This window comes from Vibrio azureus (assembly GCF_002849855.1).
GTDB lineage: Bacteria > Pseudomonadota > Gammaproteobacteria > Enterobacterales > Vibrionaceae > Vibrio > Vibrio azureus.
Map to the genome: position 1 here is coordinate 1,751,221 of NZ_CP018616.1, position 17,163 is coordinate 1,768,383.

Sequence of the window (17,163 nt, forward strand, 5' to 3'; positions counted from 1 at the left end):
GCACCTCAATATAAACTCGCTCCTTCTAATCTTGAAGGAGCGAAGCGATCATAAACTACAGTTTTTAAGATTTAAAAGACTGATTTCTAAAATACTCTCAAGTCAAACAGGACTTTGATAGTATTGAATTACTAATCGTTGTTACATTCTGGTGCTGGTGCCTGCCCAGCAATAGGTAAATCAGAATTTTGTGAAGCACTGCCTGCTATGAAGCTTGTTGGTTTACTTGTTAGGTTAATCCAATTCCAGCAAGTAAGATCTTGGTCAAATTGGTTTGCGTAAAAAAACATGTATGACAATTCATTTTTAAATTCTGGCTTTACTTTCCAATTACCTATGTCTTGATTAAAAGCTAATGAACTTTGGAACATAGATGTCATATCTTTTACATTCGAGACATCCCAAGAAGAAATATCTTGATTGAAGAATTTCATATTCATAAACATACTGCTCATATTTTCCACACTTCCTGTATTCCAACTATTCAAAGGCTGAGCAAAATTTGAGGCATGATTAAATGTACTATTCATGTTTACCACATTATCTGTGCTCCAATTATCTAACGGCTGATTAAAAATAAAAGCATCATGAAAAACATCAGCAAAACTTGTAACTTGTGCGGTAATCCAATTATTAATAGGTTGATTAAATGAGTGAGCTCTATTAAATATACCTGATATCATTAACGTTTGTTCAGGACTCAACGACATACCAGGGACAACATTACCATTCCAAAGAGGTTTGCCGGCATTATTAAAACTTTCAGCCCCATAGAACATATTTGACATATTTGTTACACGACTCATATCCCAGTTACTGATATCCTGATTGAAACTTCTCGCATTACTAAACATACCAGACGTATCGATTAGGTTGGAACTTGGTCCTTTGTCATCATTCCACAAGGGTATACCCCCATTATTAAAACCTTGCGCACCACTGAACATATCTTTCATCGTAGTGACATTGGAAACATCCCAGTTACTTAAATTACGATTGAAACCTGTATCATTCGGTTTATCAGAAGTATTAGTAAACATGCCTTCCATCGACGTGACATTTGAGACATCCCATGACTCAATGCCTTTGTTATTAAACTGTTTATTTCCCCTAAACATATGAGACATGTTCGTTACATTATGTGTCACCCAACCAGACACATCACCATTGAAAAAATCTGGATTGGAATTGAATTTTACTAGTTGCTCTTCATCATAATATTCTCGATTAAACAAGTTACTCATATCTGTCACACATGTCGTATCAATTTTAATTTGATCATTTACCAACCAATTTATAATTAATGGATGGTGAATCGTCGTATTCGTTACCGCCCACACCTCTTGCCCGGGTGGATAGGCTGGTACTGGGCTATCTACAGTCCAACTTTGATCAACTTTGATCAGTTGATTACCAGACTCAACGCAAACTGGATTTGAGTTAAGTGCTACTTCAAGATTAAAACGGCAAAAATCAAGAAGCGGAGTGGTCTTAAACGTCCCCTCATTTTCAGACAAGTCACTTAATGGGGCTGATTCAATCCCACAAGACGCTTCATTGTAATAACTAATCGACGAAAATTCATAACCGGGAGCGACTTTAACAGTAAATTCCACTTGGCTACCTTTCACAATCTCAGCGTTATTACCGCTAGCACTTGTCACCTCTGAACCGTTAAAAATCTTGGTAATATTCATCTCTCCATGACCACCGCTATTGAAATGGACATCGTAAATTTTTTCAAATAGCACCGAGATTTGGCATGACTCATAAATATCATCGGTTATGTAGTCGGTCGCATTCTTGGGGTTAAAATCATTCGACATCACAGACACACTGCACGTGTCACCCGTAACTGATTTTATCCGGCTAAACATCGTTGTTGGATTCACATTGAAAGTAACCGCTTCTCCTGCATTAGGGTAAACAAAGCTTTTCGAGACTGTACCTTTTACTTCTCCAGCGACATTGATTCTGACACCGATAATATCCTCAGGCTCTTGTATCGCACTGTCGAAAGTGCCAAAACCCACATTCACTTCACAGTCGTCCTGCAGGTTGTTTATCGCATAGGTTGTCGCTGTGGTGATATCCCCATCATCACCTTCGGCAGGCTCTGCCTTACAGGTTTCATTTCCTAAATGCACCGGAACGCTTTCAACACTGTCAATACGTTGCCCTGCTAGTGGCGTCACGGTAAATTCAATGTCTGAGCCTTTTTCTGCGTAAAAATGGTTCGGGTTAATGCTGCCACCACTGTTGGCGTTAAAACTCACTTTGACATGCTCGACCGTGTTAATCGGGTCATTGTCTGTCATCTGAAAAAAGGTCACCTTGATGCCACAATTGCCCGACACATTGCGTACCATGTATTCCGTTGACTGGGTAGGAATATCATCATCACCTGATGCAACAACAGGTTGGCATTTCCATCCACCTAAACTTACCAGTGTGCTTTCGACTTTCCCAATACGATAATTCGGCTCAGGACTCACGGTAAATGACACATCATTGCCTTGTTTAACATGAAAGTTTTGCGTCGAGGCTGTGCCTCCTTCACCTGGGTTAATGATCACATCGTACATCGGTATCAGAGAAGCATTATCTTTTTCAGTAAAAGAGACACTCATCGAGCAATTCTGTTCAACAGGGTCGATGATAAACGTTCGTAGCTCTCCCTCTTGGCTCTCCATGGTGGCGGTACAGTTTCCTTCCAAGGCCTCAAATCGGTACCCCTCATTTGGGATTGCCGTAAATTTAACTGGCTCGCCTTGTAAAACGTACTTGCTCAGTGGATCAACGCTGCCCTCCCCAGTTACACTCGCTTCAAAATGGTAAATGGGTGTCAGTCCAACATTACTTTTCTTAATAAAACTCACATTCATTTCACAGTTTTTATTTAACGGACCAATACTATATTTTCGCTTGTCTTCATCAACGGCAATAAAGTCTACTAGACAATCACCGGAAACGCTGTCCAACCGAAAACCATCATCTGGAATAGCGTCAAAATTAACGAACGCTCCTGCGAGTTCAGTCTGCATACTTGGTGTTACCTCACCGTCACCTTGGGCATTAACAGTCACTTCATACTCAGGAATGAGAGCAAGGTTATCTTGTTCTGCAAAACCGACATCAAAGGTGCAGTTTTTAACCATCGGGCCAACTTCAAAGACATAAGTATCGCCATTTTTATTTTCTAACCTCTTGTTACATGTGCCTTCGAAAGTCGTGACTTTGCTTCCAACCCCAGGGGTGATATAAAGATTCAACAGCAAACCTTCTAACTGTTCTTGGAAAGCAGGCTGAACTTGTCCATTCCCCCCAATAAGGTTGGTTTCAAGGCGATAAATAGGCACAAGCGCTGCGTTGTCTTTTTCGATAAAGCGAGCGTGAAGTGAGCAGTTCTTATCAAAAGGCCCAATAGTAAAGGTACGATTATCACCGCTGCTACTCTCTAAAGCAGATAAACAGTTGCCTTCCAAGGCATCAAAACGATAACCGTCGTTGGGTGTTACGGTAAACGAAGCGCGCTTACCGGCTAACACTTCTTGAAAGAACGGAGAGACACTGCCATTTTCTGAAGCAGTCACAGAAAGCTCATAAACAGCAAGAAATTCACTGTTTGCCTTGCCAGTAAAAGAAACGTCAATCTCACAATCTTTGACTAAGGGGCCAACACTGAAGGTTTTATTATCCTCATCTTCGGCGGTTAAAGCTGCAAAGCAATCGCCTTTGATGGTTTCAAAACGGTAATTTTCACTGGGTGTGGCAGTGAAAGTAGCAAATTCTCCTTCAAGGTAGGCTTCCTGTTGTATGGAGACTTGACCATTACCCATGGCATTAAGATTCACGGTGTAGGTAGGTACAAAACCAGAAAAGTTCTTATTGGAAAAATGCGCTTCAATCTCACAATCTTTACTCAAGGGGCCGACACTGAACGTGTGAGTGTCACCGTCGGTTTCTGTCAGGGCAGAGAAACAATCGCCAGTAAGTGATGACAATTTGTAATTATCTTCGGGGGTAATGGTAAAGGTGACTTTTTCACCTTCGATTTGCTGTTGAATATGAGGCCGTGCTTGCCCTTCTCCATGCGCCTTAACCACCACATCATAAACCGGGAGTGAAGCGGCGTTGAGTTTTTCTGCAAACGTAACGTCAAAATCACAATCTTGTTGAAGAGGGCCCACACTGAAGGTTTTTATGTCACCTGTCTCACTGGTTACATCCGCAAAACAATTGCCATTTAGAGCATCGAACAGATACCCCTCTTCTGGCGTCACAGTGAATTCAACAACTTGGTCTTGCAGATAATCACTAAAATAGCTCGGTGATGCCGACCCTCCCTCAGAAGCACTGACATGCACATCGTATGTCGGTGTCGTCAAAGCAAACTCTTTGGGACCAAACCCCACTTGAACTTGGCAATCTCTCGTCAACGGCCCAACAGTAAAGGTATGCTCGTCATCGCTGTCTTTGACCGCTTTCAGGCCACAATCACCGCCAACCACTTCCAGTTTGTGACCATCATCTGGGATCGCAATAAATTCGACAAGGCTGCCTTCTTGCATACCGGAAAAAGATTCTGGGGTCACAACCCCTGCACCCTGTGCTACGACAGTGACATCATAAAGCAGTGTCAATTTAGTCTGAGAATCATCTTCTGAGTTACTGAATATCCCACCGTCTTTACAACCCGCTGTGGAGTAAGCGAATAAAACAACAAAGCATAAAGATGAGAGTCGACGAATTCTATCCATATTCCCTTCCTTTGATGGCTCAAAATGTACATTCAACGAGCCAAAAATTAACAAATTTATCACTTATAAAATAATAGAACACTAATGTTATTTTTGTTATCTGTAGTAAGAGAGCTATGAAATTTAGACAGAGTCTCGATTGAGCAAGATCAACAGAGGTAAAAGACACGATGAAGCACACCTCTATACCCAAGTGATCTTGCTCTGAATAAAGCATTTTGAAGTCAGTTTGTTATATGTGATGCATCAGAAAAAGTAGGTGGTACAAGCAAAAGAGAGACAGGGGATGAGGAACCAATGATTTGAGGAATCAAATGAAGATGTGTAGTAAATATTAGTGCTATTTTTAGCCGCAGGAATGAGTTGAGAACAAGAGAGAACGAGACCAACTGAAAACAGAGACAAACTCAGGAGAGTGTAAACCACCTAAAAACGGTGGTTCCACCCAATGCATAGCAATAGAAAGCTTTAAGCTTTACCAAATTCCTTACGGTGACTATTTTTTAATTTAGTGCGGTAAGTGCCTCGGTTAATACCCAGCGTTCTCGATGCTTTCGCTTGATTTCCTCTGCAATGGATTAACACTGCTTCAAACAGTTCGTTAGTTACAAGAGGGATAACCCAAGACATATCTGGATTTGCTCGAGAGTCCGACCAAGTAGGCTCAAGTTCAGTACGAATCAGTTGCTTTACTGTTTTGCGATCAAGTATGGGTTGCTTTTCAAGCATAGTCTTCTTATCTGGCATCAAAATAGTTTCGGGCTATTATCAGCATCAGAAACCTTTTGTCTAGAACTGAGGGGAAATTTCCTGTCAAATTTCATAAAAACATACCTTTCGTTATCATTTTTGGCCATTACTATCGGTTTTTGTTATATCTCATCACCAAAATACACAAATTAACCATATCATTTTAAAGGTTAATGTTTCCTGTATTTCATTGTGCATAAGCTTGAAACGTTGATGTGGAATCTTGATGTCGAATCTTAATGCAGAACTATAGCACCTGCGAATCGTTGCCGCGCCTGAGAGTTAAGGTCATCTCGCTGAACACGGCTTCAAGAGGTTATTTAGGTATAGGGGGTTACTTGGCTATAGGGATGCTTGCTCATAATGGTTACTTGATTTTAAAGCATGCTATTAAGTAAAAGCACACTATAATAACAAGTATGGGATGAATTAATTAACACAAGGTAAGGTTAATACTATGAACGACCAAGCAAAGCAAGACGAAAAGCTGTTCAAAAAAGCCCTAAAAGTTGGGTGTAAACTCGCAGAAATGCAAGGCTACCCTCTCACGGATAAAAACCAACCTCAGCCAGTTGTTGCCAAGGCTCTATACCTCTTCCTCGTCAAAGTTCGTCAGATTACCCCGCTTCCACTGGATAAGACCAACGGCCCAAATATCAAACGTAGACTCGCGATATGGATGAAAGGCAATTTAAAAAAAGCGAATTCGCAAGCCATTACTCCATGAGTTTCAGCCCAAACTACCGAATAAACCAAATTACCGAATAAACAAAGAGTGAGCCCGAGCTCACTCTTTTTTATATACACCCAAGCGAACACAGGTTATGGGTATAAAAGATTAGTATTTCGCTTTACACATCGCCATAATCGCAATGGCCATTTCTTCAGAGCTTGGTAGTTCAGAGCCATTCGACTCGTACCCCATGTTCTTCAAATCAGTATTCAAATTTTTAAATAACCCATTGAGCATCTCTTTCTTTTCTGGGTTACGTAACTCAATAAGAGAATGGAGAGCACAACGGCGCATATCTAAAGTCGCAGCTTCATTAATCAATTGCTCTTCTTGAGCGGTTAATGTCGAAGTATTAGCAAGAGCACCAGTTGAAGCAAAAAGTAGAGTAGCCAGTAACGTTGTTGTCATTTTCATGGTTAAAACCTTATCTTATTGTGAGTTAAAATTGAGAAGAAAAACAATTAAAGTATTGATTTAATTAAGTTTAACTTCAAAACCAGAATAACCAAAATTGGCAAGGTGACACAATAAAACTGTCTCCCTTCATACAAAAACTGTGATTTATAATACAGCGTAAAGTAACCTTAAAGTTTGTAAATAGGCGCGAATGTGATTTATATGGGTTTATTGCTGTTCTAATTTCGATTCAAGCTGTTCGACTCTTTCATTTAGCTCTCTGATCGATTCCAACAAAATTGGGACCATGCCTTTGTAATCCACCAGCTTATTTCCTGTCTCTTTATCAGTTAAAACAAGGTTTGGATAGACCTCTTCCACTTGCTGAGCAAGCAGCCCAATCTCTGTTTGCTCCTGATTGACATAACGATACTGATACGCTTCTAGCTGAAGCATTTCATCCACAGAGGTATTAAAAGGGGTAATCTCTTCTTTTAAGTAAATATCACTAAATCTAAGGAAGAGGTGCTCTGGCGGGTTTATTACTCGATATGTGAGCTCGTTTACAACATCAAAAAATGTCGCAGAGCCAGGCGCCCAATAAGATTTATCTACTTTATGGACACGGAAAATATATGAAAAATAGTCGTCTTTAATCGCTGGCGTTGGAGAACTACCCACAGGGCACTCAATCACAAAATTCAAGTATTTATCTTCACTGATATCTACGTATTGAAAGTACCTTTGCCAGTCATCGGTAAATGTTTTCTTTAAGCTTGCTCGGTAAGTAACGTCATCAGGCAAATACTCAGAAACATCCTCATATTCGCTGGTACAAAGAATATTAAAAGACTGTGAATATACACTCAATGGCACAAGGCTAGCAGCAAGTAACATGTAACTGTAATTTTTACGCATAATTAACCCTCGATTGATAAAAAATACAAATGTAATATCTCTTTTAGGTTAAATTTATGGAAGTTTTTTAGATTTGGATTCTGTCATTTGTTATATGAATCAAAAAATAACTCAACATTTAATGATAAGGGTGTTGATAGGATGCATAAGCAGAGCTTTTAGAGCTTAAAACCTAATACAGAAACTGTTAACAAATACACTTAATCTGTCATTTAAAGATAGATTTATTAATAAAAATAATTATTTCCAAGTGAGTTAAAATTAACAAAGACAAGCATCAGATCAACAAAAAAAATAATAACACTAGGGTTTTACAAACAAGATACGTAACTATGTGAAATTTTTACTTATGTAGAGATCATAAGCTTATATTATATTTAATAAAGGCAATTTACCTTTGACATTTAAGTCTTAAAAAAGATAATAACCGCCCCCTAATTTTTAAAACAATTGGACTGAATACAAGTATGTTAGTGTGTTTATTACTTGTGCTTAACAGTGTTCTGTTTCTATTTATCTGTTTGCATTTATTCACGCATGAAAGCGTTCTAGAGTTTAAAGCAGATGATTACTCTTTGTGGCAAAATGATAGAAAGCTACTCAACTTCCGCAAGGGCAGCAGTAACCTGAGACTGATTACTTACTTGTTTGAGAATGCCGATAGAGACATCGCAGCCGAAGAGCTTGAACAGAATGTCTTTTTAAACAACAGCATTACCATAAGCAAAGTCATGCGTAATACCGGTATCCCATCTCAAGTCATCAAACAACACTTTGAGATAAAGAGAGAATCCATAAAGCTGAGAAAAAAACGGACACCTCTTGAGTAGTGGTGCCCGCACGCAATTGCGTTCTTTAAACGGCTAGGTGACGTTACCTGATAACATCAACAATATTGTCCGATAAATAACGCGAAATTTTTGCGAGCAATATCACTCAAAAACTGTCTGAGAACAACCCATCTATAGATGCAGTGAATATAAAGGTATTTAGAGTTTAGAAAATGAATAAGAGACGATTAATTATACTATTGCTACTTTCTTTTACAGGATGGTTGTTTTCTAGTGCCATGCTATACAACTACATGTCTGAACAACAGCAACACTTAGAGAGTATCAGTACTGAAAATGCCTACAACATTGTCATACAAGCACTAAGAAAAAAGCGTACACAACAAGAAATTGTTCAAACTATGCAGTATTGGTTTGAAAATGAGTGGACAGCTCAAACTGGCTCCGTAACCACCTTGTGTGAGTATGGCAGAGACAAACTAAGAAGAATCCTAACTGAAGAAGGAGTGACCACCGTATGTCGACTTCACATATAAATACATACCTGCTCAGGTCATTAATTATACTACTCAGTCTATCAGGTTGGATAACGGGCGCTTTTTTATATTACTCCATGAACGAGCAAGGTAAATATATTGCTCAGATGAAGCAAACCAACGCCACTCATATATTGACGCATTCATTTCAAAACTTAAATTCTTTTGAGGAAGTGAAAGCACTGATCAATAAGTGGCAAAAACAAAATTGGAGCGCTCAAACAGGTTCATTAAATACAATATGCACCAATAGCCCTCAACGACTTATTGAGACCTGTAAATTGATTAATAAACAAAACTTTGAGCAACTTTGCCAATAACGACCTTATTTTATTCTTTATAGGTCATTATTGTACAAAATAATGTTCAGCCAATACGTCATTCCTAGAACTAAAAAATAGAATAATAACTCTAATTCCTTTTAAAGATTTCATTTCGGTGGTGTTCTAAATAATATTGATGAGCTGGTGTCAGTTTTAATGCCATGTCTTCTTTTAATCCAATCACCTCTGGCGCCTCTAAATAATCAGAGATCAGGACTTTTCCTCGATCATCAAATGATATAAACCCGAGATCGAACGCCTTATCAAGATTAGCTAACAAAAGAAGCCCATTAAACTTGTCGAGACGTTCTTGATTACTCGAATCACGCCAAGGCTTAATGTGTGACGCCAATAACAGCTGAGTATTACGATACCCTGTCACTGCACAACCACCCCACAACTGAATCAATTTTTCTCTAAAATGACCCTGCCCTATTCTTGTATTCACGAGAATGGATTTTTCTGTTTTGGTGAGTGTGTTATCAGACAAGACTTGATTAATGTCCGCCTTAACATCGCTCTTAGTAAGATCTGCAAAAAACTTATGATAATGAGATAATGCGGCACCATACATGCCTTTTTTGCGTGTATCTTCAATTTGAAATTGTTCTAACTGTCTTGCCTTTTGTTCATAGCGAGAGAATTCATAATACGAATGTATGTCGGTTAAGTTATCTTCTAATAGCCCTGAGTCCATGAGCCAATTTGAAATATCACCCTTTATTACTGTTATGTAATCACGTGCCGTATTCTCTGTTTTACCAACATTGACAAGCCAACGATAAAACAATGTCGTCATATCAGAAAGGTTAGAGACAAGTGCATCTTTTAACTGATCAACAACAATAAAGCTTTTCATATAATCAAAAAGCTCATCATCTAAAAACGCATAAGCAATGGCTTTTGCAGAGTAACGCTTCGTTGACTCTTTATCGTAACCTTGATGATAGGAAAGATGCCAAAAACCGTCACTTCTTAGATGGAAGAAAGGGTTTTCAGGGGTATTCTTGTCGTTACTTTGAGAAAGTCGCTTAAAGTGCTGAGTAAAGCGTTCTTTTAAAGTGGTGTTGAGCTCAATTCGATTGCCTACAATATAACCCGCTTGTATCAAGTCCATTACTGCAAGCAGCATACATACTTTATGAGGGCTTTTGCGACCAAGGCTATTGTTCATTTTTAGGCTTTGGAAACGGCCTACGTAGTATTCAATTGCCATTGCTTAACTTCCGGCTCGTTTCTTTTCAAGTACCACCTTCTGCCATGTGACCCCATTTCGTCCTTGAATATCCTCGCTATCTTCGACGTAGCAGAGGCCCAAACCTACATTCATGGCATGTTGTTCTAGCTCATCAACAGAAACCGCAAAAGACTGCCTAGCATCATCAAAAGGTCCATGTCTTAAAGAAATAACCAACTTGCCCGATGCTGAGAGAAGTTGTGCCAGCTTAGCCATGGCTAAAACTCTTTGATCTGGGCTCAGGTGCATCCAAACCGCGGAGACAAGTATAAGGTCAAATCGATAAACACTTGCATTGAGTGCTGCCAGATCAGGGAGCGCACTATCAAGCCATTCGACACGGTTCATAGAACAGGCTGATGTGTATTCCTTACCGAGTTTACGCAATGCTTGCGCGGGCTCAATAGCCACCACCTTGCACCCTCGCTCAGCGAACCACCGAGCATCTCGGCCAGAGCCAGCACCTACATCCAGAACCTGCTCACCCGAACACGGCCAATATGATCGCCATGCACAGTGAACTTGCTCGAATGTGACTGCATTGTATTGCGCCGCGAGCTGGGCGGCATTGTGATGATAAAAATTAACAGTGTGACACATTGCTTAAAAAGATCAGTAAACTTAGAGCTTTAGCTTAATTGCATATTCTAGATTAGTGCTAGCTTAGTATGATTTATTGTGATTTAGTTCACTTAAGTTTATCGCGACTGTCACTTGAGAAAACTTAGCATTCAGACAAAGGCGAATGGCAATGATAATCAATTGCAATAATGGTAAAGTTTATTTATTCTTTCAATATTTAAAGGAATAAATTCAAAAGCATGGACAGTATTTCATTTTTAGACGACCTTTTTCGCCATTCTAAACAGATAAACCCTCACCTTTCTGGTGAGATAAAAACAGCTTCAAATGATGTCTCACTTTGGCCTTTAATTGATATACAAGCTTCTAACTCACAATCAATCCGTGGTCTTTATGAAAGTTTACAACACCAGCATCCAGAAGCAGGCTCTGCTTATTGGTTGACGAGAACCTGGAGTTTACTATGTTGGCAGCCAATTTATCTTGCTTGTGTATCTGTGTATTGTTGTAAAGGATTGCCTAAACTATCTTATATAAAGCAGGAAGTTCAGCCCTGCTTTATCAGTGGCTATCAATTTGAGCAACACCACCATTATATTGGCGAGCAAAAAGAATTAATCACTTATGCGGGCCAAGAGTTACAGACGCTATTCTGTCACTTTCGTGAGGAGATCAACCAGTGGACTCGTATACGACCAGGCTTCACTCATTACCTGTTTGCCGACGGAATCTTAAGTTGTTTAGTCAAGCTTCAGTGGCAGCTACCCGCCCTTGCTAATCGTTCACTGATTGAGCAGGCCAAACTCTGGTTAGCGGCATGTAATTTACCAGAAAAGTTAATCGACAAATTAAAATATAACCAAAAAACCAAACAACTGACTTTTACCAGAACAAGCTGTTGTTTCGTTTATAAACGCCACGACCGCGAGCTTTGCCAAAACTGTCCAAGACAACCAAATAACAAACGTTAGGGCTATTCGCGGATTGTCTCTTGCCCCTTTTTACTGACCGACAAAGCCGTGAGTAAAATGCATATCGAGAAACCAATACACAAGTAAATTGGATAAAGAGGATCGAGCGTAACACTGAAAACGAGCAATGAAGCGAGGCTATAACCAATAGTGTGCGACATAGAGATGTAACCAGCAATAGCACCTGGCGCATGACTTTGTTGCTCTGTTGCAACAGAAGTATAGGCAGGTACCAGTAACGAAGAGCCTATTGCTGTCATCGCCATTGCTAATACAAATCCCCAAATATTCGGAATTAAAAACAGCATAAATCCAACTAACAAAGCAATGGAACCATAGAGATACATTACCGAGGCGTTTAATTTGTTTTTCTTGATCACCATAACTTGAGTTAAAAAGGTTAAACCTGCACGAATAGTCAACAAAACTCCAATCGAATCACTGATTTGTTCAGTAGACCAACTGGTAATCGAGAAAATTAGTGGTGAAAAGCTATATTGTAGAAGAGCAATCGCGCTACATAGAAATAACCCACAGAGTAAAAACGACAATAACTTCTTTGGTGGATACCAAGAAAGTGACTTCTTTTGCTGCTCTTCCGAGGCTTCGCACTTTGGTGACGGTAAGCTTATTGCTCCCAACAAAGCGATACAAGGCAAAACAATCATGAGAAGTAGAGGCGCAAAAGGAGATAACTTTAACATTAAAATCGATAATAAAGGACCAACCAACCGCCCTGCACTTAGGCCAATACTTACCGTTGTGATCGCCTGTAAACGATCATTTTTTCCGTACAAAATGATCGCCCAATGCTGACTAGCCGGAACCATTCCAGCTACAGTGCAACCATAGATTATTCTGGCGAACAGAAGACCTAATAGCGACACCATCGCCCACTCTTGACGATAATTACTGAGAAAAGCAAAAAGACACAGTAAAGAGAAGCTCACGGCCATACCTAGCAAAGCTTGGAGCACTACTTTTTTCGGGCCAAATTTATCGCTATATCGCCCCCAAAAAGGTGCCGATGGCAAAAAAAGAAAACTACCAATGGCAATGAGCATAGACCAAATAGGTAAATTAAATGCCGTTCTTTCAACTAAAAATGGCAGTGAAACAAGTAGCCCATTTTGGCCAACCCCCATTAAAGCTGCGGAAAATCCTATCAAAGTTAATTGAGAGTATTTGTTTAATTTTTGGGGCATCTTTTTTTTATCTTTAGGTGTGGGGTGATTCATTAACAATTATAAGCCTGTTATATCCAGTGGTGGGCATCTTCAACACCCAACAAAGCAAATGACAAAAATAACACTAATGGTATTGAAAATTATTACTATTTACATTGACTTATAATTACATTATCTTCTTTTGAATATTTACTCAACCGATGATTAGAATATGTACCAATTGGTCGATGCATCATTTGTCATTGATGCTAAAACGATTCTTGCTCCAACGAATCTGACCTTTCAGGCAGGTAAGGTGACGACGTTACTTGGGCATAATGGATGCGGAAAATCCACACTAATTAAACTATTGAGCAGACAAAACCGTTGTTCAAGTGGTGAGATCACTTTTAATCAAAAGCCACTTTCCACTTTTAGCCATGCAGAGTTTGCTCATCAAGTTGCCTATCTGCCACAGCACCCCCCTATTACTGATGGTGTTACGGTACGTGAATTAGTCTGTTTTGGTCGCTACCCGTGGAAGGGAGCCTTTGGTCGTTACAGTAAACAAGATTATGCCATCGTAGACCAAGCGATTGAGAGAGTTGGACTCAATCCATTGGCTCATCGGTTCGTAGCAACACTGTCGGGTGGAGAGAGACAAAGAGCTTGGGTTGCAATGTTACTCGCCCAGCAAAGCCAATGTATTTTACTGGATGAACCTACTTCGGCGCTTGATGTTGCCCACCAGCATGAACTGCTAAGCCTGATTCGCGAACTCAATCAGTCAATGGGGTTAACTGTAATCATGGTTCTTCACGATATTAATATGGCCGCCAAGTTCAGTGATCAATTGCTCGCCTTGCATTCAGGAAAAGTCATTGCATCAGGTGCCCCCCAAGAATTGATGACACCTGCAACTTTACAAAAGATTTACGGAGTGGAACTCGCTCTATTTACACATCCACAAACGGGTCAACCCATCAGCTACATTGCTTGAATTCCAAAAGGTATTGATTGTGAAAAAAAGTCTTATAGCAATTTTCATTGTATTGGCTTGTGCCTTCAACAGCTTTGCTCTAGAAATCCAACATGAAATGGGCACCGCTTCTTTTAAAAGTACCCCCAAAAAAGTGCTTGTTCTCGATTGGGCCTTAGCAGAAACCATTTTAAGCCTAGGTATTGAGCCACAAGGTATTGCGGATGCAAAAGGCTATCAGCAATGGGTCGTTGAGCCGCGTTTGAATGCTAACGTCATCGATTTGGGATCCCGTCGTGAACCTAATCTTGAACTGCTTGCTGAGTTAAAGCCCGATGTTATTTTAATGAGCCAACACATGGCCGTAGCTTTTGAGCCTTTGAATAAGATAGCTCCCGTTATGGTTTATAGCCTTTATAGTGACAAAAAACGTCCCTTGGACGCAGCAATGGAGATCACTCGCTCCCTTGGTGTCTTGTTCAATAAAGAGCAACAAGCTCACAAGTTAATTGAGCAAACAAAGCTGAAATTACAACAAAATGGTGAACAAATTCGTTCTGTCAACCTGTCTAACCCACCTCTTTTATTTGTGCGTTTTATGAATGATAAAACGTTACGTATTCACGGTCGGGGCTCTTTAATTGATGCAACCGTCAACTCGATGGGATTAAATAATGATTGGCAAGATGAGACTAATTTATGGGGGTTTACCACCGTTGGGACTGAAAAAGTTGCGGAACATCAGAAGGCCACTGTCACGCTATTTGGTCCACTCACTCAGCAGCAACGTGACAAGTTGTCGCACTCACCACTTTGGCAAGCTATGGCGTTTACACGGACCCAGTCTGTCCATGAACTGCCCGCGATATGGACATTTGGTGGATTAATTGCCGCACAACGCTTGAGTGATCACCTTACACAGCAATTGACAAAAAAATAATGAATACTCGCTCCATTGACGTATCTACTTCATCAAAACAATGGCCATTGAAAGCTATTGTTTTAACGACTTTCTTAACTATTTTTTTCAGTTTCGGTGGCTTACTGCACCTTACCGCTCCTTATTCACAAGGCATTGGTTCACTCTGGCAGACTCTGTTTTATTTTGACCCTGACAATTACCAACACCTGATCACACAATTAACTTATCTACCTCGCCTTTCTATGGCGCTAATGTGTGGATTTGCCTTAGCCGTGTCGGGCTGTGTAATGCAGTTTGTCTTACGCAACCCTATCGCCTCTCCGACCACGTTGGGCGTTGCCTCAGGTGCAGAGCTTGGCATGGTGCTCGGTCTTCTCATTATTCCAATTCAATTTGCTTTATCTTCCTTTGTCGCGGCTTTTATCGGTGGTTGCCTGGCAACCGGGTTGGTCTTTATCCTAAGTTCAACACGGGGTTATGCACCATTACATATGGTACTTTCAGGCATGGTTGTCAGTTTATTTTTAGGCTCTATCACCACCATGCTATTAATGGTTAACGAGCAAAAACTCAGCAGCCTTTTTGTTTGGGGAGCTGGGGTGTTAAATCAAAATGGCTGGATTAGCGTTCAAACCTTACTCCCTATTGTCATCGTTCCTACGTTGCTGCTCTTGCTGCTTCAACGCCCACTATCTGCTTTACAATTTGGTGATAATGTTGCTCTATCGTTAGGGATCAATATTAAAAAAATCAAGCTATTGTGTCTGTCATTGGCTATTTTTATCTGTGCGGCGGTGGTAAGCGAAGTTGGCCTGATTGGATTTGTCGGTATCGTCGCACCAGCTATCGCAAGAATGTTAGGTATAAGGCTGCTCTGGAAACAGATTATTACCAGTGGTTTGATTGGTAGTGGCCTCCTCTTAATGATCGATCTTGTTATTCAGCCTTTTTCAGGTGTTGGAGGAGAGCTTTTACCCACTGGTGCCATGACAGCTCTGATTGGCGCGCCTTTTCTATTATGGCTACTACACAAAACGCCATTACAAGCAGAATTTAAAGCCCGTGATGAATCAACCGCTGGTTATCAGTCTCATGCTCCAAAAAATACGCTCATAGTACTGATACTAAGCCTAACCTTGATGTGCTTTTTGGCACTCATTATTGGTAAAAATCAAGATGGTTGGAGCTTCACCCTTAACCAAAAGCTATTTGAACTGCGAGCGCCACGGGTATTCGTTGCACTACTTGCTGGGATAGGATTGGCCTTTGCTGGCAGCTTGATCCAACGAATCTCCAATAATCCGATGGCAAGTCCAGAAATTTTAGGGATAAGCTCTGGCGCAGCATTAGCTTTGGTCTTAGGGACTATCTTTGCTGGCGCAGTCCAGAGAGAACAACAGATGTTGCTTGGTACTTTAGGCGCACTCTCCGTCACCGCATTAGTGTGGTTACTGGGAAGGAAAAGTCAATTTTCGCCAACTCAAACATTGTTGATTGGTATTGCTTTGAGTGCTGGCCTTGATGCATTGCTTAGGATTGCAATGAGCTCGGGTCATGATAACGCCACCGCCCTATTGACTTGGTTATCCGGTTCGACTTACCTGGCAAATTTCAACGACGTTGTGCTATTGATGGTGGGAGTGTCAATATTAGGAATGACTGCGTTATTACTGTATCGATGGGTAGATCTCATCAGCTTGGGTGACACCGTGGCTCATAGTATTGGAATAAATATTGCGTTGGTCCGATTAGTCTTATTATTGCTCGTCGCCTTGTTTACTACGCTATGTACCATCGTCATAGGTCCATTAAGTTTTATTGGCTTACTCGCGCCACACATGGCTCGTTCTCTCCATCAATATCGTGCCTTACCACAGATGCTAACGGCAGCTTTACTCGGAGCAATCATTATGGTTTTGGCAGACTGGGTTGGCAGAGTTGTGTGGTTTCCATGGCAGTTCCCTTCAGGTTTGTTGGCTTCACTCATTGGAGGAGGCTACTTCCTTTATTTGATGAGGCGTTAATTTTATGTGATGACCAACTTCGATACCGATTCTGGACGCGGCATGATCGAGTGGCTCAGTCCCAACCTTTACCAA

At 40.5% G+C, this 17,163-nt stretch carries 14 protein-coding genes; 7 read left to right on the forward strand and 7 right to left on the reverse strand.

The window, feature by feature from the left end; genetic code table 11:
- Nucleotides 1–131: 131 nt before the first annotated feature.
- Nucleotides 132–4,760: a BspA family leucine-rich repeat surface protein gene (locus tag BS333_RS07970; RefSeq protein WP_021709511.1), complete on the reverse strand. Its 4,629-nt coding sequence runs from the start codon at nt 4,758–4,760 to the stop codon at nt 132–134.
- Nucleotides 4,761–5,228: 468 nt separating this feature from the next.
- Nucleotides 5,229–5,507 (reverse strand): helix-turn-helix domain-containing protein, encoded by a 279-nt coding sequence (locus BS333_RS07975; RefSeq protein WP_237359099.1) that lies wholly within the window; start codon nt 5,505–5,507, stop codon nt 5,229–5,231.
- A 460-nt stretch (nt 5,508–5,967) separates the two neighbouring features.
- On the opposite strand from BS333_RS07975, the gene BS333_RS07980 reads away from it, so the two are divergent.
- On the forward strand, nt 5,968–6,237 hold the full coding sequence (locus BS333_RS07980; protein WP_021709513.1) for a DUF5062 family protein: 270 nt from the start codon (nt 5,968–5,970) through the stop codon (nt 6,235–6,237).
- A 111-nt stretch (nt 6,238–6,348) separates the two neighbouring features.
- On the opposite strand, the gene BS333_RS07985 is transcribed toward BS333_RS07980, so the two are convergent.
- Both BS333_RS07985 and BS333_RS07990 read right to left on the reverse strand, forming a co-directional pair.
- On the reverse strand, nt 6,349–6,657 hold the full coding sequence (locus tag BS333_RS07985; RefSeq protein ID WP_021709514.1) for a hypothetical protein: 309 nt from the start codon (nt 6,655–6,657) through the stop codon (nt 6,349–6,351).
- 210 nt (nt 6,658–6,867) lie between these two features.
- Nucleotides 6,868–7,557, reverse strand: coding sequence for a tail fiber domain-containing protein (locus BS333_RS07990; protein ID WP_021709515.1), 690 nt, complete (start codon nt 7,555–7,557; stop codon nt 6,868–6,870).
- A 473-nt stretch (nt 7,558–8,030) separates the two neighbouring features.
- Here BS333_RS07990 and BS333_RS07995 point away from each other — a divergent pair, with 473 nt between their 5' ends.
- Both BS333_RS07995 and BS333_RS08000 read left to right on the forward strand, forming a co-directional pair.
- On the forward strand, nt 8,031–8,387 hold the full coding sequence (locus BS333_RS07995) for a hypothetical protein (protein WP_161622355.1): 357 nt from the start codon (nt 8,031–8,033) through the stop codon (nt 8,385–8,387).
- 173 nt (nt 8,388–8,560) lie between these two features.
- Nucleotides 8,561–8,884, forward strand: a complete 324-nt coding sequence (locus BS333_RS08000) for a hypothetical protein (protein WP_021709517.1) — start codon at nt 8,561–8,563, stop codon at nt 8,882–8,884.
- A gap of 411 nt (nt 8,885–9,295) precedes the next feature.
- On the opposite strand, the gene BS333_RS08010 is transcribed toward BS333_RS08000, so the two are convergent.
- Nucleotides 9,296–10,423 carry an HNH endonuclease gene (locus BS333_RS08010; RefSeq protein WP_021709519.1) on the reverse strand — a complete coding sequence of 376 codons (1,128 nt, stop codon included), beginning with the start codon at nt 10,421–10,423 and terminating at the stop codon, nt 9,296–9,298.
- A 3-nt stretch (nt 10,424–10,426) separates the two neighbouring features.
- Nucleotides 10,427–11,044, reverse strand: a complete 618-nt coding sequence (locus BS333_RS08015; RefSeq protein ID WP_021709520.1) for a class I SAM-dependent methyltransferase — start codon at nt 11,042–11,044, stop codon at nt 10,427–10,429.
- Between the two features lie 221 nt (nt 11,045–11,265).
- Here BS333_RS08015 and BS333_RS08020 point away from each other — a divergent pair, with 221 nt between their 5' ends.
- Complete coding sequence (locus BS333_RS08020) at nt 11,266–11,997, forward strand: siderophore ferric iron reductase (protein WP_021709521.1); 732 nt, start codon at nt 11,266–11,268, stop codon at nt 11,995–11,997.
- 2 nt (nt 11,998–11,999) lie between these two features.
- Here BS333_RS08020 and BS333_RS08025 read toward each other — a convergent pair whose 3' ends face one another.
- Entirely contained in the window at nt 12,000–13,202 is a 1,203-nt protein-coding gene (locus tag BS333_RS08025; RefSeq protein ID WP_033003663.1) for an MFS transporter, read from the reverse strand.
- Between the two features lie 193 nt (nt 13,203–13,395).
- Between BS333_RS08025 and BS333_RS08030 the strand changes: the two genes are divergently transcribed.
- The 3 genes from BS333_RS08030 to fhuB are packed head-to-tail and all read left to right on the forward strand — an operon-like array spanning nt 13,396 to nt 17,088.
- Nucleotides 13,396–14,163, forward strand: a complete 768-nt coding sequence (locus tag BS333_RS08030; protein WP_021709523.1) for an ABC transporter ATP-binding protein — start codon at nt 13,396–13,398, stop codon at nt 14,161–14,163.
- Between the two features lie 19 nt (nt 14,164–14,182).
- Nucleotides 14,183–15,082: an iron-siderophore ABC transporter substrate-binding protein gene (locus BS333_RS08035; protein ID WP_033003664.1), complete on the forward strand. Its 900-nt coding sequence runs from the start codon at nt 14,183–14,185 to the stop codon at nt 15,080–15,082.
- Nucleotides 15,082–17,088 carry a Fe(3+)-hydroxamate ABC transporter permease FhuB gene (fhuB, locus tag BS333_RS08040; protein ID WP_021709525.1) on the forward strand — a complete coding sequence of 669 codons (2,007 nt, stop codon included), beginning with the start codon at nt 15,082–15,084 and terminating at the stop codon, nt 17,086–17,088. The genes BS333_RS08035 and fhuB overlap by 1 nt, the downstream gene beginning before the upstream one ends.
- Nucleotides 17,089–17,163: the final 75 nt, after the last annotated feature.